Consider the following 21,618-nt stretch of genomic DNA (forward strand, 5'->3'; position numbering starts at 1 on the left):
TGGTGGACGAACGGGTCAGACGGATGGGTCAGACGGACAGGCGGGCGGCGTGGCCGGGGCTCGGTGCGGTGCGACCCGGGTGGACGACGCGCTCGACGAGGTCCCGGATCTCGAGAACGCCGAGGACGACGCCGCGCGAGTCGGTGCAGACCACCGGGGCGGCGTGCCACGCCGCCGGCCGGGCGAGCGCGCGGCGCAGCACCTCGTCGGGGGCTGACGAGGGCGCGACCGTCAGCGCCGGGACCCGGTGCGTCACCCCCGCCGGATCGACGACGACGACGGCGCGCGGCCGCCCGTCGTCGTCCAGCAGCACGGTGCCCGGCTCCCACGGGCCGGCGGGCGCCCGCCCGCTGCGGACCGCCGCGGGACGCACCAGCGCCACGACGTTCTCTGCGAAGCCGAGCCGCCCGTTCTCGGCCGCGATGAACGCGCGTGTGCCCGGGTCCAGCACGGACCATCCGTCGGCCGGGCGCCCGACCGCCCACCCCTGCACGAGCGGGACGCCCAGCCGGACGACCTCCGCGAGCTCGCCGCGCGTCTCGACGCCCTCGGCGAGCAGCCACGCGTCGATCTCGCCCGCCAGCTCCCCGACCAGCCGGACGGCGGTGCGCTTGACGGGGTCCAGGTCGAGTCCCGCGACGAGCCCGCGGTCGAGCTTGACGATGTCGGGACGGATCCTCAGCATCTGGGCGAGCCCCGCGTACCCGGTCCCGGCGTCGTCCATGGCGACGAGACCGCCCGCCTCGCGCACGGCGTCGAGCGCCGCGTCGAGCGCGCGGTCGTCCGCGGCCTCCACGTGCTCGGTGAGCTCGACGACCACCCCGGTGAGCCGGCCCGCCCCGAGCAGCGCCTCGAGGACGGCAGCGTCGAGGAGCAGGTGCGGCTCGACGTTCACCGTGCAGAAACCCGGCTGACCGACGGCCCGCAGCCGGTGCAGCTCGGCGAGGACGCGCACGGTGAGCTCGGCGTCGCGCCCGCGGTGCCGGGCCGCGGCGAACCAGACGTCCGGAGACTGCGCGGGTGGGCCCTCGAAACGCGCGAGCAGCTCGTGACCGGCGATGTCGGCGCGAGCGACGTCGATGATCGGCTGGGCCGCGAGCCGGAGGCCGCCGCCCGCCACGACGCGCTCGAGCGCCTGGTCCCATCGGGTGTCCCCGTGCGTGGGGCTTCCCGGCTGCGCCGCTGCGACCACGAGCCCACCCTTCGTCGCACGATGCCGGCCGGCGCCGGGCACTCCCGCGGGGCCCATCGGCATCGCGCGCCCCGAGATGACGACTTCCTCGGTCCCGGTGCGGCGCGTGCCGGTCGGGATCCGCCGTCCTCGCCCTAGGCTGCCGCGGTGAGCCAGACCGATCGGTACGGACGCGACGTCCTCTCCCCCGCGGCGTCGGCGGGTCTTGCCGGCCACCGCCCTCGCCGTCCGTCGTCGGCTCCGGTCGAGGCGTCGCCCGGCCTGGTCGTCGAGGAGGTCACGACCGGCTGGGTCGGCGCGGTGACCCGGGTCGAGAAGTCGGGCGGCATGCACGTCGTGGTGCTCGAGGACCGGCGCGGCGCGACCCGGACGTTCCCGCTGGGGCCGGGGTTCTGGGTCGACGGCGCGCCGGTCGAGCTGCTGCCGCCGCGCGGCCCTGCGGCGCCTGCCCGGCCCACGCGGACGGCGTCGGGCTCGGTGGCGGTCGCCGGGGCCCGCGCGCGCGTGGCCCGCGGCAGCCGGATCTGGGTCGAGGGCAAGCACGACGCGGAGCTCGTCGAGAAGGTCTGGGGCGACGACCTGCGCGTCGAGGGCGTCGTGGTCGAGCTCCTCGACGGCGTCGACAACCTCGTGGACGCCTTGCGCGAGTTCGGGCCGACGGCGGACCGTCGCGTGGGGGTGCTGGTCGACCACCTGGTGCCGGGGTCGAAGGAGAGCCGGATCTCGCAGGGGGCGACGCGCAGCGCGCCGGCCGGGACCGTGCTCGTGCTCGGGCACCCGTACGTCGACGTGTGGCAGGCCGTCCGGCCCGCGCGCATCGGTCTCGACGCGTGGCCGAGGATCGAGCGCGGCACGGAGTGGAAGCTCGGCATCCTGCGCGAGCTGGGGTGGCCCGCAGCCGAGCAGGCGGACGTGGCCCGCGCGTGGCAGCGGATCCTCGGCAGCGTGCGCAGCTACGCGGACCTCGAGCCGGCACTGCTCGGCCGGGTCGAGGAGCTCATCGACTTCGTCACGGGCTGACGCGGCGACGTGACGGCAGCGTGCGCCGCCGGTGGGCGGGGCTCGCGCACCTCGGGGGCATCCTCGGCCTCCCGAACTTCACGCTCGTGCTGCTCATCGGCTACATCGGGCCGCACGTCCTCGGTAGGGTCGTCCCGTTCGTCGAGCTGCTCGTACCCGTTCACGTTGGAGCTGATCAAGTGACCACCACGCCTCCCGAGGGCTCGCCGGACGACCGGCCCGCCGACTCCCCCGAGCCGGCCCCGGGCAGCGGCGCCACGCCGCCTCCCCCGCCGTCCGCGCAGAGCTACGGCGGCAGCACCCCTCCGCCGCCGCCCACGCACGACTACGGCGCGCCGCAGGGCGCGTACCCACCGCCGCCCAGCCAGGGTGCCTACCCGCCGCCGGCCCAGGGCGCGTACCCGCCGCCCGGGCAAGGTGCCTACCCTCCGCCCCAGGGCGCCTACCCTCCGCCGGCCTACGGCGTGGGGGCGCCGCTCTCGGACTCCGACCAGCGCATGTGGTCGCTCCTGTCGCACCTCGGCACCCTGCTGGTCGGCTTCATCGCGCCGCTGATCGTCTGGCTGGTCTTCCGGGAGCGCGGCGCGTTCGTCGAGGACCAGTCCAAGGAGTCGCTGAACTTCCAGATCACGATGACGATCGTGGGCATCGTCATCGGCATCGTCTCGGTCATCACGCTCGGCATTGGAACGGTCCTCTACTTCCCGTTCGGCGTCCTGGTCCTGATCTTCGTCATCATCGCTGCGGTGAGGTCGAGCAGCGGTGAGCGCTACCGCTACCCGCTGACGTACCGGTTCATCAAGTAGGGCACGAACCACCTCCGAGCCCTCGCCTCGGTGCGCAGGATTCTCCGCACGAACGATCAGAGCCTCATGGCCGACTCAGGTCACGAGGCTCTGACACTTCGCGGGCCTCAGTCGGTCAGGGTGCGCACGACCGCGTCGGCGAGCAGCCGCCCGCGGAGCGTGAGCAGTGCGCGCGCAGCCGCGCCGTCGGCCCCGAGCGCCGCCCTCCCGTCGAGCAGGCCGTCCGCGACCAGGCCCGCGACCTCGTGCCGCGCGCGGGGCGACACCGCGTCGAGCGGCAGGCCCTCGGACAGCCGGACGCCGAGGAGCACCCGCTCGAGCTGCACCGCCTGCGGGTCGAGCGTCTCGCGGCCCGCGGCCGGGCTGAGCCCCGCCTCGAGGCGCGCGGCGTACGCGCGGGGATGCTTGACGTTCCACCACCGCACCCCGCCCACGTGCGAGTGCGCCCCGGGCCCGATCCCCCACCAGTCGTGCCCGCGCCAGTAGGCGAGGTTGTGGCGGCAGGCCTGCTCGGGCGTGCGCGCCCAGTTGCTCACCTCGTACCAGTGCAGGCCCGCCGCGCCGAGCGCGGCGTCGGCGATCTCGTACTTGAGCGCCTGGTCGTCCTCGGCGGGGAGCGGCAGGTCGCCGCGCCGCACCTGGGCCGCCATCTTGGTCCCCTGCTCGACGACGAGGCCGTACGCCGAGACGTGGTCGACGCCGGTCGCGAGCACCGCGTCGAGGCTCGCGCGCCAGTCGTCGACGGACTCGCCCGGGGTCCCGTAGATCAGGTCGAGCGAGACCGCGAGCCCCGCGTCCTGGGCCCACCGCACGACGGCGGGGATGCGTCGGGGGTCGTGGGTCCGCTCGAGCGTCGCGAGGACGTGCGGGACGGCCGACTGCATGCCGAACGAGACCCGCGTGAAGCCCGCGTCGGCGAGGCGGGCCAGGGACTCCGGCGTGACCGAGTCGGGGTTCGCCTCGGTCGTGACCTCGGCGCCCGGGGCAAGACCCCAGGCGCCGCGGACGCCGTCGAGCATCCGCACCAGGTCGTCGGCCGGCAGCACCGTCGGGGTGCCACCGCCCACGAAGACCGTCGAGACGGGCCGGGCCGGCATCCCGGCGTCTGCCAGGACGCGGCTCGCGAGCTCGACCTCGCGCAGCGCGGTGTCGGCGTACGCGCGCTGGCTCGCGCCGCCGCCGAGCTCGCTCGCGGTGTACGTGTTGAAGTCGCAGTACCCGCAACGCACCGTGCAGAACGGGACGTGGAGGTAGATCCCGAAGCCGCGGCTCGCGGCGTCGCGCGTCGCCGAGTCGGGCAGCGCGCCGTCGTCGGGCGCGGGATCGCCGTCCGGGAGTGCCGGTGCCATGGGCGCCGTCTACTTCTTCTTGTCCTTGGACTCCGAGTCCGACGACAGCGCGGCGATGAAGGCCTCCTGCGGCACGTCGACCCGGCCGATGGTCTTCATGCGCTTCTTGCCCTCCTTCTGCTTCTCGAGCAGCTTGCGCTTGCGGCTGATGTCCCCGCCGTAGCACTTGGCGAGCACGTCCTTGCGGATCGCCCGGATGGTCTCGCGAGCGATGACACGCGCGCCGATGGCCGCCTGGATCGGGACCTCGAACTGCTGGCGCGGGATGAGCTCCTTGAGCTTCGCCGTCATCATGACGCCGTACGCGTACGCCTTGTCCTTGTGCACGATCGCGCTGAACGCGTCGACCTGCTCGCCCTGGAGCAGGATGTCGACCTTCACGAGGTCGGCGACCTGCTCGCCCGTGGGCTCGTAGTCGAGCGAGGCGTAGCCGCGCGTCTTGGACTTGAGCTGGTCGAAGAAGTCGAACACGATCTCGGCGAGCGGCAAGGTGTACCGCATCTCGACCCGGTCCTCGGAGAGGTAGTCCATGCCCAGGAGGTCGCCACGGCGGGTCTGGCAGAGCTCCATCACGGAGCCGATGAACTCGGACGGGCAGAGGATGGTCGCGCGCACGACGGGCTCCCGGACCTCGCCGATCTTGCCGCTCGGGAACTCGCTCGGGTTGGTGACCGTCACGACGCTCTTGTCCTCGAGGGTCACCTCGTAGACGACGTTCGGCGCCGTCGAGATGAGCGCGAGGTCGAACTCGCGCTCGAGCCGCTCGCGCACGATCTCGAGGTGGAGCAGCCCGAGGAAGCCCACCCGGAACCCGAAGCCCAGCGCGACGGACGTCTCCGGCTCGTACACGACAGCAGCGTCGTTGAGCTTCAGCCTGTCGAGGGCGTCGCGCAGGATCGGGTAGTCCGAGCCGTCGATCGGGTAGAGCCCTGAGAAGACCATCGGACGCGGGTCCCGGTAGGCGCCGAGCGACTCGGCCGCCGGCTTCTGCGCGTTGGTGACCGTGTCGCCGACGCGGGACTGCCGCACGTCCTTGACGCCCGTGATGAGGTACCCGACCTCGCCGACCCCGAGGCCGTGCGTGGGCAGCGGCTCGGGCGAGATGACACCGATCTCGAGCAGCTCGTGCGTCGCGCGCGTCGACATCATGACGATCTTCTCCCGCGGCGACAGCGCGCCGTCGACCACCCGGACGTAGGTCACGACGCCGCGGTACGTGTCGTACACCGAGTCGAAGATCATGGCCCGCGCCGGTGCCGTGGGGTCGCCGACCGGCTGCGGGACGGTCGCGACGATCGTGTCGAGGAGCTCGACCACGCCCTCGCCCGTCTTGCCCGAGACCCGCAGGCAGTCCTCGGGCTCGCCGCCGATGAGCTTCGCGAGCTCCTCGGCGTACTTCTCGGGCTGTGCGGCCGGCAGGTCGATCTTGTTGAGCACCGGGATGACCTGCAGGTCGTTCTCGAGCGCCAGGTAGAGGTTCGCGAGCGTCTGCGCCTCGATGCCCTGCGCGGCGTCGACCAGCAGCACCGCACCCTCGCACGCGGCGAGCGAGCGGGACACCTCGTAGGTGAAGTCGACGTGCCCGGGTGTGTCGATCATGTTGAGCGCGTACGGCGTGCCGTCGAGCTCCCACGGCATCCGCACGGCCTGCGACTTGATCGTGATCCCGCGCTCGCGCTCGATGTCCATGCGGTCGAGGTACTGCGCCCGCATGGCGCGCGCGTCGACGACCCCCGTGAGCTGGAGCATCCGGTCCGCGAGCGTCGACTTGCCGTGGTCGATGTGCGCGATGATGCAGAAGTTCCGCAGGAGCTCGGGCGGGGTCGCCGCCGGCTGGATGCGCGAGCTCTGCGCGGCGCTGGGGATCGGGGACACGCTGGGGACGACTCCACGTTCTGGGTGGGGGTGCGGGAACCACCATGCTCCCATGCCCGACGACGGCGTCACCCCCTCGCGCTCACCCGCGCCCACGCCGGTGCTCGTCGAGCTGCCGCCCGACCGGTCCGCCGCCGCGCCACCGTGCCCCGAGCACGCACCCCACCGTGGCCCGCCTGCTCGCCGCCGCCACCCGTGACCACGTCTCGCTGGTCACGCCACGAGCCTGGTAGCATCGGCTCCTGCGTGTCCGCCCAGGTCGGCGGGCACAGTCCCAGCTCCTCACCGCGGGTGTCCCCACGCCCCAGTCCCGGAGCCGGGCAGCCCTCTACGACCTGTCAGATCGCTTCCGCGAACGCACAAAGAGAGTCCACACGTGGCAAACATCAAGTCCCAGATCAAGCGCATCGGCACCAACGAGAAGGCCCGGCTGCGCAACAAGGCCGTCAAGTCGGAGTTCAAGACGCACGTGCGTCGGGTCCGCGAGGCCGTCGCGGGCGGAGACAAGGAGGCCGCCTCGCTCGCCCTCGTCAGCGCGTCGACGAAGCTCGACAAGGCCGTCTCCAAGGGCGTCATCCACGCCAACCAGGCCGCCAACAAGAAGTCGGCGCTCGCGAAGGCCGTCAACAGCCTCTGAGTGCCACGCCGGTGCGTCCCGTTCAGCGGTCGCACCTGCACGATGACGAGAGAGGGCGTCCCCCGTGGGACGCCCTCTCTCGTCTGTCCGAGATCCCGCACCGGACGCTCAGATACGCAGCATCCGGTGCGCTCAGTCCACGCGCACGCCGTGCCGGCCGGCGAACACGGCCGCAGGCACCGACGTCGGCCGCAGACCGGCTTCGCGCAACGCTCGGTCGAACGACCGCGCGGCCTCGGCCACGTCTCCGTGCGCGAGGAACCGGTCGCCGAGCGCGCGCCAGGCCGCTGCGGACTGCCGGCCGGCCGCCATCATGCCGAGCATGTCGGCCGCCCACCGGTAGGCCTGCGCGGCGCCCTGCTCGTCGCCGCGCGCGAAGAGCGCATCGCCGAGCACGAGGTGCGCGCTGCACGTGTCGAGCCGGGGGTTGTCACCCAGCCGCTCGATCGCGCGCCGAGCGCAGTCCTCGGCGCGCGCGAGGTCCCCGAGCATGAGGTACGCACGCGAGCTCTCGATCTCCGCGAAGGCGATGTCCACCTCGGAGCCGATGAAGCCGAGCTGCGGGCCGGCCATCTCGAGCTGGTCGAGCGCCGCACGGGGGCTGCTGGGCTCCGAACGCAGGAGGAGCCAGGCGTAGTGCAGCCGGAGGCGGGCCACGTCGCGGCTCGAGCCGCTCTCGCCGATCAGGGCGAGCGCACGCGACGTGTAGCGCTGGGCCAGCGCGTAGTCACGGCGCTGCTCCGCCACCATCGCCGCGTTCCAGTAGACGCTGCCGCGGCCCCGAGGCGTGCCGAGCGCGTCGGCCTGCTCGATCAGCTGCGCGGCTCGGTGCGTGGCGAAGAGCATGTCGCCGCGCTCGACGTAGGGCCACAGGATCGTCGCGCCCAGACGCAGCTGCTCGTCCGTGCCGGCCAGTCCTGCGTCCTCGAGCTCGGCGATCACCTGCTCCCCGAGATCGATGCTCCGATGCAGGTCACCCGCCTGGAGGTACGAGATCACGAGATCGGTCGCGATCGTCGCCGCATCCAGGTGGTGGGAGCGCCCACGGGCGCGCGCGAGCAACGGCTCCAGGACGCCGATCGACGCCTCCAGCTCGCCGAGGCCCTCGTAGGCGCGTGCGAGCGTGATGAGGATCTCGGAGTGGAGCGTCGAGGAGATGCTGCCCAGGTCGAGCGCCAGCATCCGGTCACGCGCCTCGACGGCCTTGCCGGTCTCCAGCGCGAGCTTCGCGTAGTCGATCTCGAGCCGCGCCTTCGACTCGCTCGGCCCGCTCTCGCCATGACGGAGGTACTCCGTCGTGGTGTCGAGGCGCGCGGCGAGCACCGCCAGGGCCGCGTCGGTCGGCTCACGCCGGCCGCCCTCGATCAACGAGACGTAGCTCGGCGAGAACGCGTCACCCGCGAGGGCGGTCTGGGACAGCCCTGCGGCGACGCGCAGAGCCCGGAGTCGGTCACCCAAGTCGGTCATGAGCAGTCACTGTAGCTGTGACGTCCGGGTGTATCGCGCCGAACCGCAGATGAGTTGCGCGCCGGCGGTCGTCGAGGTGATCGACCCAGTTCGCTGCGCCCCCTGCCGCGCGACCCGGGCGACCCCTCCTGGCCGCCGGCATGCACCGTCAGGACCTCTCGCGTCACTGGAACCCGCGGCAGCAGCCGATGCCGCCCGCCACGGTCGTCGTGGCCTCGCTCGGCGTGACCGCGGGCAACGACGCGGCGAAGGCGAGACCGGAGGCGAGGGCGACGGCGAGGACGGACTTGACCATACGGCGCATGAAGAGCTCCTGTCAGAGTTGGATGACCGTTCAGTCACAGCCATGCTGACGCAAGGTTCCGCGTCGCACGGTCGCTTGTCAAGACCGGGTCGTCCGGCGACCTTGCGCGTCCCCGCAGTTCAGCGCGCTGGGTCCTACCGTGCCGCTGCGTCCGGACGGGTGATTTCTCGCGAGTCACCCGGCGGGTCGCCGCAAGGGGGCTGTCATGCGGGCAACGACGTGTTGTCATGGATGGCATGACAGTCGACCTCGCCGCCCTCGCGGCCGCCGTTGATGCCGCCATCCCGCCGGGTCTGCGGCGCGAGTGGGACGAGTTCGTGCTCGGCCAGCGGGTGCTGCTCGGTCGGCAGGGCATCTTCACCGGGCGCGGTGACGTGTTCGGGTACGAGCTCTGCTACCGGTCGGACGACCGCACCGCCGCGCAGGTGTCCGAGGGCCGGAGCGCCGAGCAGCAGGACCACGCGACCCGCCGCGTCCTCCGCGCGGCGTTCGCCGGGCCGGGCGTCAGCTCCGTCGCACGTGACCGCCGCGTCTTCGTGAACTTCCCCCGCTCCTACCTCGTCGCCGACGGCGCGGTCCCGTTCCACCCGGACCAGCTGGTGATCGAGGTCGTCGACTCCGCGCAGGCCGACGACGAGGTCGTGGCCGGTGTCCGACGGCTGCGCGCGCTCGGCTTCAGGATCGCGATCGACGACTTCGTGGGCGCGCCGAGCCAGCGCAGGCTCCTGCCGAGCGCCGACTACGTGAAGATCGACGCGCGTGACCTCGACGTGGAGGGCCGCCCGCTCCTCGACCTCGCGCGGTCGCACGGAGCACAGCTCGTCGCGCAGTTCGTGGAGTCCCACGAGCTCCTCGACTCGTGCCGCGCCCACGGGTTCGAGCTGTTCCAGGGCGATGCGCTCGAGGCCACCACGGTGATCGACCTCACCGCCGTGATGCCGTCACAGCGCGGCCGCTGAGCCACGAGCCTTCAGCGCCCGGCCGCGGAGGCCACCCGCAGCACCGCCCGCTCCACCGCGAACACGGGGTCCCGACCTGCCCCCTTGACCTCGGCGTCGGCCTGCGCGACCGCGGTGATCGCCTCGGCGAGTCCCTCCGGCGTCCACCGCGACAGGTCCTTCAGCGCGCGATCGACCTGCCACGGCGCCAGCCCCAGGTCCGCCGCGCCGCCCCGCCGGCCGCGCGTCGCCGCGACCTTGGCGAGGACACGGAGCTTGGCCGCGAGGGTCGCGACGAGCGGGACGGGGTCACCCCCGGTCGCGAGGGCGTGACGGAGCAGGGCCACGGCCTCGCCGGTCCGACCGGCGATCGCGGCGTCGGCCACCCGGAAACCGGTCGCTTCGATGCGACCGCCGTAGTACCGCGCGACCACCGCGGGTCCGATGACCCCGCGCGAGTCCGCGGGTGCATCCGCTGCCAGCTGGGCGCAGGCCGCAGCGAGCTCGCGGAGGTCGGACCCGACGGCCTCGACGAGCGCGCGCAGCGCCTCGGCGTCGGCGCGCCGGCCGGCACGCCGCAGCTCGGCAGCGGCGAACGCGACCTTGTCCGCGTCCTTCTTGATCGGCTCGCAGACCACGACCGGCGCGCCCGAGGCGCGGACAGCGTCGAGCAGCTTCTTGCCCCGCTGCCCGCCCCCGTGCTGCAGCACCAGCACGACGTCGTCCGCCGGCGCGTCGACGTACGCCAGCGCGTCGGCCATCAGGTCGTCGGTGGCCTGCTCGACGCCCTCGACCACGACGACGCGCGCCTCGCCGAAGAGCGACGGGCTCGTGACGATCCCCAGTGCGCCGGCCGAGTAACCCGCCCCCTCGAGGCGGGTCACCTCGACGTCCGCATCACGGTCTCGGGCTGCCGCGACCAGTCCGGCCACCGCCCGCTCCCCCAGCAGCCCCTCCGTGCCGGTGACCAGCACGACGGGAGCGAGCTCGACCTCGTCCCAGGAGAGCGTCGGTCCACCGCGCGACGACCCGCGAGCAGGGCGCGCAGAGCGGGACGACGTTCGAGAGCTCGGGGTGGACGGCACCCGCTCAGGGTGCCACGCGCTTCCCACGTCGAGCGATCCGCGTCGCGCCGGCCCGCCCCGTCGCCCCAGGCGCACACGGGTGGACCCGGATGCCCTCGAGCCCGGAACACCGACCCGGCACCCCTCCGAATGCTCACCGCGACGCCCACGCCACCGCGATGCCGGCTGCGAGGGCCGCGCAGCACGCGGCAAGCCAGCGCCCTCCCGGTCCGACCCGCGACAGCGCAGGGGTCCCGAGGACCGCGGCCCCCGTCAGCACCGTGATCGCCGCGAGCAGGACCGCCCCGGGGGGGCCTTCCGGCCAGGGCAGGCGCGCCAGCGGGAGCCCCGCAGCCACCCGCGCGACCCCGCTGATCCACCAGGTGGCCGCCCCGGCCACGTGGGCGAGGGCGGTCCCCGCCGCGGGCCACCACGGGGCGACGAGCGCCGCGAGCACCCCCGCCACGGTCGCCGGCGCGACAGCGGGGGCCGCCACGACGTTGGCGGGGACGGCATAGCTCGCCAGCCCTGCGCTGAGCAGGACGACGATCGGCGCGCACGCGAGCTGCGCAGCCAGTGGGACCGCGACGACGTACGCGACGGCCTGCGGGAGCACGGCGCCGAGCCGGCGCGCGAGCGGCTCCGTCAGCACCACGATCCCTGCGGTCGCCACGACCGACAGCACGAAGCCGTAGCTCCGTGCGAGCCACGGGTCGAGCAGCAGAAGGACGGTGCCCGCGACAGCCAACGCCGGGAGCGCCCGCGCCGGGCGCCCCAGCAGCAGACCGCCGACCCCCACGGCTCCCATCGCGGCGGCCCGCACGACGCTCGGCTCGGGGTGGACCAGCAGGACGAAGCCGACCATCACGACCGCGACGACCACCGCCCGTGCGGACCGGGGCAGACCGACGAGCCCCGTGAGCCCCAGCACCACCGCCGCCACGATCGCGAAGTGGGCACCGGAGACCGCGGTGAGGTGGGTGAGACCCGTCACCCGCATCGCCTCGTCGAGGTCGTCAGGGATCCGGCTGGTGTCACCGACCGCGATCCCGGGCACCAGCCCGCGGGCGTCGGGCGAGAGGTCGTCGCTCGCCTCGAGCAGCGAACGGCGGATCCGCCCGACACGGAGGTCGATCGGCCCGGGGGGCTCGACGACGCGCAGCTCGCCCGCGATCAGGAGCGCCACGACGGGGTCGCCGTCGTCGACCGGCTGCAGCCGTCCGGCCACCTGCGCGCGGGCGCCGTAGGACGCCCCGGCCCATGGCGCGTTCCCCAGCACGAGCACGCGTCCGGCCGCCGCGCCGGTGAGCCCGCGCCCCGTGACGTGCTCGACCGTGAGGACGACCCGGTACCGCTCGCCGCCTGCGGACCAGCTCGGCGCAGCGAGCGGCATCGGCTCGGACCGCACCGTCCCGACGACGCTCACGGTGGCACGCTCCTCGACGAGCCTCCCGAGGAGTCCGGCATCCCGCTGACCCAGCTGGGCCGCGGCGGTGAAGGCGGTGGCGGCCGCGGCGAGCAGCACGAGGACGGCCTGGCCGCGTAGCGCTGCCCGGCGGCCACGGGGGGCGGTCGCGGTTCGTGTCGCGGTCCCGGTTCGGGTCGCCGTGGGAGCACGGGCCGGCGTGCGGCGGCGCAGAGCCGTCGCGGCGACGACGCCGCCGGCGAGCGTTGCCGCGCCCCCGATGGCCGTCGCGGTGCCGGCGGGGACCAGCACCACGAGGAACGCGGTGCACCAGGTCGCCAGCGCGGCGGGCACGAGCCGGACGTCCGGCCGTTCAGGATGCACCTCAGACCCGGACCAGCGGTCGGAGGCGTCCCAGGAGCGTCGGGCCGATCCCGCTGACCTCGCCGAGCTCGGCCACGTCGGTGAACCGGCCGTGGGCGTCCCTCCAGTCGAGCACGCGTTGCGCCAGCACCGGTCCGATGCCGGGGAGAGCATCGAGCTGCGCGAGGTCGGCGGTGTTGAGGTCGACGAGCGCGGGTGAGCCGCCCCGGCCGGCGTCGCCGTTTCCCGCGGGGCCCGCAGGGCCGGCAGGACCCGCAGGACCCGCACCTGCCTCAGCCGCCTGCCCGGGAGCAGGCACGACCACCTGCTCGCCGTCGACGAGCACGCGGGCCAGGTTGACCGCCGTCAGGTCCGCCCCTCCGGTCGTACCGCCCGCGGCGGTGAGCGCGTCGGCGACCCGCGACCCGGTCGGGAGCCGCACCACGCCCGGGACGACGACCTCGCCCACCACGTGCACGACGACCACGCCGACGGCGTCCGCGCCGGCACGCGCACCGACGCCGTCGGCGGCCCCCGCCGCACCAGCTGCGCCGGCCGACGGTGCCCCGGACGACGCATCCCCGACCGCCCCGGGAGGTGCGTCGCGGCCGGTGACGGCCAGCGTCTCGACCGGACGGTCCGGCACCGCCACGGGTGCGCCGGGTGACCCGAGGAGGCTCCTGACCGCGATCCCGGCGCCCAGGACGACGAGCGCGATCCCGGCGACGACGGCGAGCCGGAGGCTCAGGACCCAGCGCGCGGGACCGGTCGGCGCCTCGGGGCCGGGGTGCTCGAGCGGGTGCCCGTGGACCGCCGCGTAGCCCGCCGTCGCGGCCGCCATGGCGCCTGCGCGCATACGTCGCACGACATCCCGGACGTCGTCGTCGGCGGTGCCGCTGCGGTCCTCGTCGCCTGCGTCGGGGCCGTCCCCCCCTCCGGTGCCCGCGGCCGTGCGGGTCGGCGCGCGCGCGAGGTCGCGCTCGCTCGGTCCGGCTGCGCCGTCCCGCCCGGCCGGCGGCCGCGGGGTCCACCCACGCGCCTCCTCGGGCGAGGCGGGACGGAGGGCGTCGTCCGTCCGCCCGCCCTCGGCGCCGACCACGCGAGCCGCGCCGGTCGGCATGCGAGCCGGCTCCGTCGGCGACACGCTCGACGACGACACGCTCGACGACGACGACGCGCTCGACGACGACGACGCGCCCGTCACGGCGACGCGTCGCGGGCCCGCCCGCCCGCCGTCCGCCTGGACCGCGAGGACGTGCAGCCGGTCGCGCGCAGCCTGCTCGTCGACACCCCGCGCACCCGGCATGACGGCACGCTAGGCACGTGGTCGCCGGCGTCCGACCCGCACGGCCGACCGCTGGGGACAGCGGCCCGCCGACGACGTCTGGGGAGCCGCCCGGGGTGCCTGCACCCGCTCGCTCCCGAGCGGAGCCGTCAGCGCGGGGCGACGACCACGGCCAGCAGCCCGGGCCCCGCGTGCGCCGCGATGACCGCGCTGGCCTCCGACACGACGACGTCCTCCACGGCCGCGCCGAGCGCCCGCTGGAGGCGGTCGCCCACCTGGGCCGCGACGTCGGGCTGGCCGAGGTGGTGGACGGCGACCCGACCGAGCCCCCGCGCTGCGACGTCGGCGAGCACGAGCGCCTCGAGCCGCTCGCGCGCCGCGCGCCGCGTGCGCACCTTCTCGAGCACCTCGACGCGACCGCCGCGCACTCCCAGGAGCGGCCGCAGTCCCAGCACGGTGCCCAGCGCGGCAGCCCCCGCCCCGAGCCGCCCGCCGCGCCGCAGGTGGTCCAGCGAGTCGACCAGGAACGTGACCGAGCTCCCTGCCGCCACTCGGCGCGCTCGCTCCGCCACGGTGGCGCCGTCCGCCGGGGGAAGTCGCTCGAACAACGTGCCACGGCCGCCCCCGCGCCCGCCGACGACCGGGTCGACGCCCGCTGCACTCGCGCGCGGGTCGGCCACCACCTCGGCCGCGGCGACCACCGCGAACCCGAGCCCCATCCCGACCGACCGGGCGTCGACGACGTGCACCGGCACGGGTGCGGCGAGCGCACCGACCTGGGCGGACCGGACCGTCCCCGAGAGGTCTCCCGAGAGGTGCACCGACACGATCTCGCGGGCGCCGCGAGCGGCAGCCTGCGCGTAGGCCCGGGCGAACGCGGCCGGCGGCGGCTGCGAGGTCGTCACGCGTCTGCCTGCGGTCAGCACGGCGAGCAGGTCGGCCGGTCGGAGGTCGACCCCCTCGTGGCGCTCCGCGCCGTCGAGCGTCACGCCGAGCGGGACGACCGTGATCCCCCACCGCTCCGCGAGGCCCGGCGGCAACGACGCGGTCGAGTCGGTGACGAGCGCGACCCGCGCCGGGCGTGCGGGCGGGCGGAGGCGGTCGAGCAGCCCGGGGGTCAGCTGGGCACCACGTTGACGAGCTTCGGCGCCCGGACCACGACCGTGCGCACGCCGCGTCCGTCGAGCGCACGCTGCACCGCCGCGTCGGCCAGGGCCAGCTCGCGCAGCGCGCCGTCGTCGATCGACGGCGGCACCTCGACCCGGCCCCGCACCTTGCCCTGGACCTGCAGCACGCAGGTCACGGTCTCCTCGACGAGGTAGCGCTCGTCAGCCACCGGGAACGCCGCATGGGCGAGCGACGTGGGGTGCCCGAGTCGCGCCCACAGCTCCTCCGCGACGTGCGGGGCCACCGGGGCCGTCATGAGGATCAGCGGCTCGACGACGGTGCGTGGCACCGCCGGCAGCGACGTCAGGTGGTTGTTGAGCACGATGAGCCTGGCGATCGCGGTGTTGAGCCGCATCGCCTCCATCTCCGTCGTCACGTCCGCGATCGTCCGGTGCAGGACACGGAGCGTCTCGAGCGTCGGCTCGTCGTCGGTCACGACGACGTCCCCCGTCGCCTCGTCGACCACGTTGCGCCACAGCCGCTGGAGGAAGCGCTGGGAGCCGACGACGGCGCGCGTGTCCCAGGGACGCGACTGGTCGAGCGGTCCCATCGACATCTCGTAGACCCGGAACGTGTCCGCGCCGTAGGCCTCGTACATGTCGTCGGGCGTGACGACGTTCTTGAGGGACTTCCCCATCTTCCCGTACTCCTGCTGGACCGGGACGGCCTCGCCGTCCACCAGCGCGACGAGCTCACCGGGAGCGTCGGGGCGCTCGGTCACCGTGGACGCCTCGACGTAGGCGCCGTTGTCCTCGCGCGTGTAGGCGTACGCCTGGATGTAGCCCTGGTTGAACAGGCGGTGGAACGGCTCGAGACTCGAGACGTGACCGAGGTCGTACAGCGCCTTGTGCCAGAACCGGGCGTAGAGCAGGTGCAGGACGGCGTGCTCCACGCCACCGACGTACAGGTCGACTCCCCCGGCCACGCCGGCGGTGGCGTTGTGGTCCGGTCCGAGCCAGTAGGCCTCGAGCGCGGGGTCGACGAGGTGCTCGGCGTCGGCGGGGTCGAGGTAGCGAAGGTAGTACCAGCACGACCCGGCCCAGTTGGGCATCGTGTTGGTGTCTCGCCGGTAGGGCCGGGGGCCGTCACCGAGGTCGAGCGTGACGGTGACCCAGTCCGCGTTGCGACCGAGCGGCGGCTCGGGCGTCGACGTGGCGTCGTCGGGCGCGAAGGTGCGCGGCGAGTAGTCCGGGACCTCGGGCAGGTCGACCGGCAGCAGGGCGTCGGGGACCGCGATCGGCAGGTCGTGCTCGTCGTAGACGATCGGGAACGGCTCACCCCAGTACCGCTGGCGGCTGAACAGCCAGTCGCGCAGGCGATAGGTCGTGGTGGCGGTGCCCAGACCCTTGTCCGCGAGCCAGGCGACGATCCGCGCCTTGGCCTCGTCCACCGACAGGCCGTCGAGGTCGACCTCGTCGTTGGCGGAGTTGATGATCGGGCCGCTGCCGGTCCACGCGCCCCCCGCCCAGTCCTCGGGCGGCTGGACCGTCCGCACGTGGGGCAGCTCGAACGCCGCGGCGAACGCCCAGTCGCGCTCGTCCTCGCCCGGGACGGCCATGATGGCGCCGGTCCCGTAGCCCATGAGGACGTAGTCGGCCGTGAAGACGGGGATCGGCACGCCGTTGACGGGGTTGGTGGCGAGGTGCCCGGTGAAGACGCCGGTCTTGCGGCCCGCGTCCGCCTGGCGCTCGACCGCCGTCTTCGCGGCCGCCTCGGCCCGGTACGCGGCGACGGCCTCAGCGGGGGTTCCGTGCCCGCCCGTCCAGGTGCTCCGGGTCCCGTCAGGCCATGCGGCGGGGACCTCGTCGAGCAGCGGGTGCTCGGGCGAGACCACCATGAACGTCGCGCCGAACAGCGTGTCCGGGCGGGTGGTGAAGACCTCGACCTCGTTGAAGCCCTCGACCCCGAAGCGGACGAACGCGCCCTCGGACCGGCCGATCCAGTTGCGCTGCATCGCCTTGACCTTCTCCGGCCAGTCGATGAGCTCGAGGTCGTCCACCAGGCGGTCGGCGTAGGCCGTGATGCGCATGTTCCACTGCCGCAGGCTGCGCTGGAACACCGGGAAGTTGCCACGCTCGCTGCGGCCGTCCGCGGTGACCTCCTCGTTCGCGAGGACGGTGCCCAGGCCCGGGCACCAGTTGACCGGGGCCTCGGACACGTAGGCCAGCCGCTCGGCGTCGACCAGGCGGCGCTGCTCGACCGCGTCGAGGGCGTCCCAGGGGCGCCCGTCGGGCGTCGCACGCTCGCCCGACTCGTAGGCGGCGACGAGGTCGGCGACGGGCCGCGCACGACCGGTCCCGCCGTCGGGACGGCCCGCCCGCGGGTCGTACCACGCGCCGAACAGCTGCAGGAAGATCCACTGCGTCCAGCGCACGTACCCAGGGTCGGTGGTCGCGAAGGTGCGCCGCGGGTCGTGCGCCAGGCCGAGCCGGCGCAGCTGCCGCCGCATGTTCGCGATGTTGGCCTCGGTGGTGAGGCGCGGGTGCTGACCCGTCTGCACCGCGTACTGCTCGGCGGGCAGGCCGAAGGCGTCGTAGCCCAGGGCGTGCAGCACGTTGTCGCCGCGCATCCGCCGGAAGCGGCCGACGACGTCGGTCGCGATGTACCCCAGCGGGTGCCCCACGTGCAGCCCGGCTCCCGAGGGGTACGGGAACATGTCCATGACGAAGAACGACGGCGACGCGGCGTCCGCCGTGCGCCCCTGGGCGTCCGTGAGGGCGCCCCGCGGGTTCGGCGTGTGGAACGTGCCGAGCTCGTCCCACCGGTCCTGCCAACGCTGCTCCAGCTCGGAGGCGAGCGCGGCCGTGTACCGGTAGCGGACGTCCGCCTGAGGGGAGTCGCCCGGCTCCGGCTGCGCAGCCGGCTCGGACGGTGCAGCCGGTCCGGAGGTGGTCAGGGGCGCGTCGGGCGAGGTCGTCACCGGGCGAGTTTACCGGCGGGCCGACGAGCGGCTCACCGCGCCGAGCGGTACTCCGCCGTGAGCGGGCACTGGAACGGGTCGCGCGCGGAGAGCCCGACCTCGTTCAGGTACCGCACGACGATCCCGTAGGACTGCAGCAGGCTCGTCTCGGTGTAGAGGATGCCGCGGCTCTCGCAGAACTCGCGGACGATCGGCTGGACCCGGCGCAGGTGGGGCCGCGCCATGCTCGGGAACAGGTGGTGCTCGACCTGGTAGTTGAGCCCGCCCATGAACCAGTCCATGAGGCGCCCGCCCCGGACGTTGCGGCTCATGAGGACCTGGCGCCGCAGGAAGTCGATCCGCGAGTTGGCCGGGACGATCGGCATGCCCTTGTGGTTCGGGGCGAAGACCGCGCCCATGTAGAGGCCGAAGAGCGCGAGCTGCACGCCGAGGAACGCGAACCCGAGCCCGACCGGCATCGCCCAGAACACGAGCGCCACGTAGCCGACGAGGCGGATGCTGACCAACGCCAGCTCGACCCAGCGGCGCTTGATCTCGCCGCGGCCGAGGATGGTCGCGACGCCTGCGGCGTGGAGGTTCAGGCCCTCGAGGAGCAGGAGCGGGAAGAACAGCCAGCCCTGGCGCGCCGCGAACCACGCGCGGACGCCGGTGAACGGCTTCTCGAGGTCGGCCGTCTGGAAGACGAGCACACCGGTGGGGATGTCAGGGTCGGCCTTGACCTGGTTGGGCTTCGCGTGGTGGCGGCTGTGCTTGTGGTTCCACCAGCCGTAGCTCATGCCGGCGTAGAGGTTCGCGATCACGAGGCTGGACCAGTCGTTCCACCGCCCCGACGCGAAGATCTGGCGGTGCGCGGCGTCGTGGCCGAGGAACATGACCTGGCCGAGCACGAGGGCGAGGCCGGCCGCGACCGCGAGCTGCCACCACGAGTCGCCGATCATCACGATCGCGATGCCGAAGGCCCCGAGGAGAGCCGTGAGCACGGCGAAGCGGGTCCAGTAGTAGCCGTGCCGGCGCCGCATGAGCCCGGCCTCCTGGACGGTGCGGGCGAGCGCGGTGAAGTCGCTGACCTGGCGCTCGCGAGCGCGTCCGGGCGGTCCATCGGTCGTGGTCTGGGTCGTGGTGTCGGTGGTCACGCGGGCCGTCCTCAGTGCTCGTGGTGACGCGAGCCGTGGCAGCACGTCCGGTCGTGAACTCGGCGAGCGTAACGGCCAGGTGACGACGGGGCCGGTCGGGCGCACATTGGCGCGAGCCCGTTTGTACAAGCGGTCTGCGCGGCCCGACCGGCCATGCATCGACGCCACCCGTCACGGCGACGACCGGCGGCCGGGCACGGCCCACACGGCGGCCGCCACCGCCGCCGGCAGCGCGAGCGCGTGTCCCGCGATCACGACGTGGACTGCGTCGCTCGTGGTCGTCCCCGGCTGGTTCGGCCCCCGCTCGAGCACGACGGCGCGGGCGTCCAGCCCGATCCCCGCCGCTGCGCAGAACCGCAGCACCTCCGGATCGGCGTCCGAGACCCGGGCGACGACCCACTCCCCCGGGCCCACCTCGGCGAGCGGCCGCGCGGGCGGGCTGGGCACCTGGCCGTCCGCCGTCGGGATCGGGTCCCCGTGCGGGTCCCGGGTCGGCCGGCCGAGCCGGGCGTCGATCCGCTCGATCATCAGGTCGGACGCCGCGTGCTCGAGCACCTCGGCCTCGTCGTGCACCTCGTCCCAGCCGTAGCCGAGCTCCTGCACCAGGAACGTCTCGATCAGGCGGTGCCGCCGAACCATCGCCACGGCGTGGGCCCGTCCCGCCGCCGTGAGCTCGATGCGCCCGTAGGGCGCGTGCTCGACCAGCCCCTGGTCGCGCAGGCGGCGGACGGTCTCCGAGACGGTGGGCGCTCCTACCCCGAGCCGCTCGGCGAGCATCTTGGTCGTCACCGGGTCGTCGGACCACTCGCGCGCGGTCCAGATGACCTTGAGATAGTCCTGGGTCACCGCGGTCAGGTCCGCGGGGTCGGGGCGGGGCACGCGCACCTCCTACGCCTCGGTCGCGGTCAGCCGGACGCGCGCGGCCCGGCGGGCACCGGCGACGACGATGGTCCCACGAGCACCATGAGCACCACGAGCGCGGCGGTGACGCTCGGCACGCCGAACTTCACCGCGTGAGGTTCGGCCTGGTCCCGCCGTCGCCCGTGCCGGGCGCCTCCGCGGGCTCCGGACGGGGGAACGGGACGGGGTAGCCGATCGCGACCGAGCCGTCGGGCCGGACGGCGACCGGCTGGTGGTCGACGAACCGGCGCTCGGCCGGGTCGAACCGCAGCACGGTCAGGTGTGCGGTCCCGCGGAGCGGTCCCACGGTCGGCGCACCTGCCGTCGCGCCCGCCGTGCTGCCGCTGACGAGGCGCAGACCCTCGCCTACCGGCGCCGGACCGCTCTGGCGGTGCGTGTGCCCGGCGAGCTGCACCGGGACGCAGCCGCTCTCGAGCGCGGCGTCGCCCACCCGGGGCAGGTGGGTAAGAAGGACGTCGACGTCCCCGTCGTCGCAGGCGGTCTCCGCGAGCCGCTCGCCGACCTCCGCCACCGTCTCCTCACCGCCCAGCCGGGTGCCGCCCCCCACGCGGGTCTCGTTGGGGTCGCTGTCCCCGAGGATGCGGACGCCCGCGACCGTGACGACCTCGCCGTCGAGGACGACCACGCCGGCCCGGCGCTGCTGGGCGGCGGTCTGGGTCGAGTCGTGGTTGCCGTTGGCCGCGACCATGGTGGCGCCCTCGGGCACCGCACGCGCGAACGTCGTCGCGCAGTACTGCTCGACGGCGGTGCCGTTGACGGTCGTGTCACCCGCGTCGAGCACGAGCTGGGCGCCCGACAGCTCGGCGAGCGAGCGGATGAGCGGCGCCATCCCGACGTTGCAGTGCAGGTCGCTGACCAGCACCATCACGACCGGCTCGACGACGTCGGCGGTCTCGGTCGGGGTCGACCCGTCGTCGGGCTGGACGAGCAGGCGTTCCTGCGCCGCCACGCGCGCCCGGGTCCCCTCCGCACGCTCCTCCCACGCCGCGACGAGTGCGTCGTCGGCGGCCTCGTAGAAGGCCTGGCTCGCCTGGTACGCCTCGACGACCTGCCCGCCGTACGTGTCGATGACGCCCGCGAGGCGACCGGTGATGCGGGCGCCCTCGAGCGGCGTGCCGTCGAAGACGCTCGACGCGGGCCGCCCGGTCTGGCGGAGCTCGCTCGGGGCGACGCTGCTCACCGTGGTCACGACGACGGCGACCGCGAGCAGCCCGCCACCGATCACTGCGCGTCGGTGCGGGGCGAGCGCCGTCGCCAGCTCGCTCCGGCGCGTCGGGCCGAGCAGCGCGCTCGACCCGACCCCGGCGACGACGAGCAGGACGAAGGCGCCACCGGTGCGCAGCAGGGCGTTCGTGACCAGCGCGCGCGTCGCGTCGGCGATCGTCGCCTCGGGCCCGCTGAAGAACTGGACGTACCCCTGGAGGTCCCCGCTGAGGGCCGCGAGGGTCCGGACCGGGTCGACGGCGCGGACGTCGGCCGGGATCTCCTTGACGGTGACGCGCGCTCCGAGCGTCAGGGGCAGGGGCGAGTCGATCTGGAGGGTGCCGAGCGGGCCGACGTCGAGCGTGATCGTGTCGTCCGTCGTGACGTCGTAGCGCGCCTCGTGCGGGCCGAGCCCGAGCCGGACCGACGCCGTCGTGAGCCCGAAGACGAGCGAGACCGCGAGCGCGAGCAGCCCGAGCGCGACGAGCCGTCCCCAGCGCACGCCCTGCAGCCGCGTGCGCAGGCGCGCACGCGGCGAGGTCGCACGAGGGCCGTCGGTCATGGCCGCC

The 21,618-nt window shown here is 74.2% G+C and carries 18 protein-coding genes; 4 read left to right on the forward strand and 14 right to left on the reverse strand.

Going from position 1 to position 21,618, the window contains the following annotated elements; translation table 11 throughout:
- Nucleotides 1–28: 28 nt before the first annotated feature.
- Nucleotides 29–1,192, reverse strand: coding sequence for an EAL domain-containing protein (locus tag HIR71_RS03655; protein ID WP_169323523.1), 1,164 nt, complete (start codon nucleotides 1,190–1,192; stop codon nucleotides 29–31).
- A gap of 147 nt (nucleotides 1,193–1,339) precedes the next feature.
- Between HIR71_RS03655 and HIR71_RS03660 the strand changes: the two genes are divergently transcribed.
- Nucleotides 1,340–2,212: a DUF3097 domain-containing protein gene (locus HIR71_RS03660; protein ID WP_169323525.1), complete on the forward strand. Its 873-nt coding sequence runs from the start codon at nucleotides 1,340–1,342 to the stop codon at nucleotides 2,210–2,212.
- A 20-nt stretch (nucleotides 2,213–2,232) separates the two neighbouring features.
- Complete coding sequence (locus HIR71_RS17355; protein ID WP_169323526.1) at nucleotides 2,233–3,018, forward strand: magnetosome magnetite crystal formation protein family; 786 nt, start codon at nucleotides 2,233–2,235, stop codon at nucleotides 3,016–3,018.
- 107 nt (nucleotides 3,019–3,125) lie between these two features.
- On the opposite strand, the gene hemW is transcribed toward HIR71_RS17355, so the two are convergent.
- From hemW to HIR71_RS17120, 3 genes are all read right to left on the reverse strand, one after another.
- Nucleotides 3,126–4,367: a radical SAM family heme chaperone HemW gene (hemW, locus tag HIR71_RS03670; protein ID WP_169323528.1), complete on the reverse strand. Its 1,242-nt coding sequence runs from the start codon at nucleotides 4,365–4,367 to the stop codon at nucleotides 3,126–3,128.
- A 9-nt stretch (nucleotides 4,368–4,376) separates the two neighbouring features.
- Nucleotides 4,377–6,242, reverse strand: a complete 1,866-nt coding sequence (lepA, locus tag HIR71_RS03675) for a translation elongation factor 4 (RefSeq protein WP_311836061.1) — start codon at nucleotides 6,240–6,242, stop codon at nucleotides 4,377–4,379.
- Nucleotides 6,243–6,324: 82 nt separating this feature from the next.
- Nucleotides 6,325–6,459 (reverse strand): hypothetical protein, encoded by a 135-nt coding sequence (locus tag HIR71_RS17120; RefSeq protein WP_282959226.1) that lies wholly within the window; start codon nucleotides 6,457–6,459, stop codon nucleotides 6,325–6,327.
- Between the two features lie 159 nt (nucleotides 6,460–6,618).
- Here HIR71_RS17120 and rpsT point away from each other — a divergent pair, with 159 nt between their 5' ends.
- Nucleotides 6,619–6,879 carry a 30S ribosomal protein S20 gene (gene rpsT / locus HIR71_RS16680; RefSeq protein WP_169323530.1) on the forward strand — a complete coding sequence of 87 codons (261 nt, stop codon included), beginning with the start codon at nucleotides 6,619–6,621 and terminating at the stop codon, nucleotides 6,877–6,879.
- A 132-nt stretch (nucleotides 6,880–7,011) separates the two neighbouring features.
- Here the strand turns inward: rpsT and HIR71_RS03685 are convergent, their stop codons facing one another.
- Both HIR71_RS03685 and HIR71_RS03690 read right to left on the reverse strand, forming a co-directional pair.
- Complete coding sequence (locus tag HIR71_RS03685) at nucleotides 7,012–8,346, reverse strand: helix-turn-helix domain-containing protein (protein ID WP_169323532.1); 1,335 nt, start codon at nucleotides 8,344–8,346, stop codon at nucleotides 7,012–7,014.
- 163 nt (nucleotides 8,347–8,509) lie between these two features.
- Nucleotides 8,510–8,650 (reverse strand): hypothetical protein, encoded by a 141-nt coding sequence (locus HIR71_RS03690; protein WP_169323534.1) that lies wholly within the window; start codon nucleotides 8,648–8,650, stop codon nucleotides 8,510–8,512.
- A gap of 236 nt (nucleotides 8,651–8,886) precedes the next feature.
- Here HIR71_RS03690 and HIR71_RS03695 point away from each other — a divergent pair, with 236 nt between their 5' ends.
- Nucleotides 8,887–9,609, forward strand: coding sequence for an EAL and HDOD domain-containing protein (locus HIR71_RS03695; protein ID WP_249051525.1), 723 nt, complete (start codon nucleotides 8,887–8,889; stop codon nucleotides 9,607–9,609).
- An 11-nt stretch (nucleotides 9,610–9,620) separates the two neighbouring features.
- On the opposite strand, the gene holA is transcribed toward HIR71_RS03695, so the two are convergent.
- From holA to HIR71_RS03735, 8 genes are all read right to left on the reverse strand, one after another.
- Entirely contained in the window at nucleotides 9,621–10,673 is a 1,053-nt protein-coding gene (holA, locus tag HIR71_RS03700; RefSeq protein ID WP_396030925.1) for a DNA polymerase III subunit delta, read from the reverse strand.
- Nucleotides 10,674–10,806: 133 nt separating this feature from the next.
- On the reverse strand, nucleotides 10,807–12,411 hold the full coding sequence (locus tag HIR71_RS16685) for a ComEC/Rec2 family competence protein (RefSeq protein ID WP_169323540.1): 1,605 nt from the start codon (nucleotides 12,409–12,411) through the stop codon (nucleotides 10,807–10,809).
- A gap of 31 nt (nucleotides 12,412–12,442) precedes the next feature.
- On the reverse strand, nucleotides 12,443–13,726 hold the full coding sequence (locus tag HIR71_RS16690) for a ComEA family DNA-binding protein (protein WP_249051526.1): 1,284 nt from the start codon (nucleotides 13,724–13,726) through the stop codon (nucleotides 12,443–12,445).
- 128 nt (nucleotides 13,727–13,854) lie between these two features.
- On the reverse strand, nucleotides 13,855–14,826 hold the full coding sequence (locus HIR71_RS03715) for a DegV family protein (protein WP_311836068.1): 972 nt from the start codon (nucleotides 14,824–14,826) through the stop codon (nucleotides 13,855–13,857).
- A complete protein-coding gene (gene leuS / locus HIR71_RS03720) occupies nucleotides 14,823–17,792 on the reverse strand; it encodes a leucine--tRNA ligase (RefSeq protein WP_396030928.1) in 2,970 nt (989 codons plus the stop codon). Before leuS ends, HIR71_RS03715 begins: the two co-directional genes overlap by 4 nt.
- A 32-nt stretch (nucleotides 17,793–17,824) precedes the next feature.
- Nucleotides 17,825–18,925 (reverse strand): fatty acid desaturase family protein, encoded by a 1,101-nt coding sequence (locus HIR71_RS03725; RefSeq protein ID WP_311836062.1) that lies wholly within the window; start codon nucleotides 18,923–18,925, stop codon nucleotides 17,825–17,827.
- Nucleotides 18,926–19,096: 171 nt separating this feature from the next.
- The gene (locus HIR71_RS03730) at nucleotides 19,097–19,804 is read right to left on the reverse strand and encodes a metal-dependent transcriptional regulator (RefSeq protein WP_311836063.1); all 708 of its coding nucleotides are present in this window, start codon (nucleotides 19,802–19,804) and stop codon (nucleotides 19,097–19,099) included.
- Between the two features lie 127 nt (nucleotides 19,805–19,931).
- Nucleotides 19,932–21,611 (reverse strand): metallophosphoesterase family protein, encoded by a 1,680-nt coding sequence (locus HIR71_RS03735; RefSeq protein ID WP_169323544.1) that lies wholly within the window; start codon nucleotides 21,609–21,611, stop codon nucleotides 19,932–19,934.
- Nucleotides 21,612–21,618: the final 7 nt, after the last annotated feature.

Origin of the sequence: Cellulomonas fimi (genome assembly GCF_012952065.1) — a bacterium.
Lineage (GTDB): Bacteria > Actinomycetota > Actinomycetes > Actinomycetales > Cellulomonadaceae > Pengzhenrongella > Pengzhenrongella fimi_A.

What these genes read in the sequence shown, in the direction of transcription:
- HIR71_RS03735 (WP_169323544.1), bottom strand. Translation starts at nt 21,611, where the DNA reads ATGACCGACGGCCCTCGTGCGACCTCGCCGCGTGCGCGCCTGCGCACG.
- HIR71_RS03685 (WP_169323532.1), bottom strand. Translation starts at nt 8,346, where the DNA reads ATGACCGACTTGGGTGACCGACTCCGGGCTCTGCGCGTCGCCGCAGGG.
- HIR71_RS16690 (WP_249051526.1), bottom strand. Translation starts at nt 13,726, where the DNA reads ATGCCGGGTGCGCGGGGTGTCGACGAGCAGGCTGCGCGCGACCGGCTG.
- HIR71_RS03690 (WP_169323534.1), bottom strand. Translation starts at nt 8,650, where the DNA reads ATGCGCCGTATGGTCAAGTCCGTCCTCGCCGTCGCCCTCGCCTCCGGT.
- HIR71_RS03695 (WP_249051525.1), top strand. Translation starts at nt 8,887, where the DNA reads ATGACAGTCGACCTCGCCGCCCTCGCGGCCGCCGTTGATGCCGCCATC.
- hemW (WP_169323528.1), bottom strand. Translation starts at nt 4,367, where the DNA reads ATGGCACCGGCACTCCCGGACGGCGATCCCGCGCCCGACGACGGCGCG.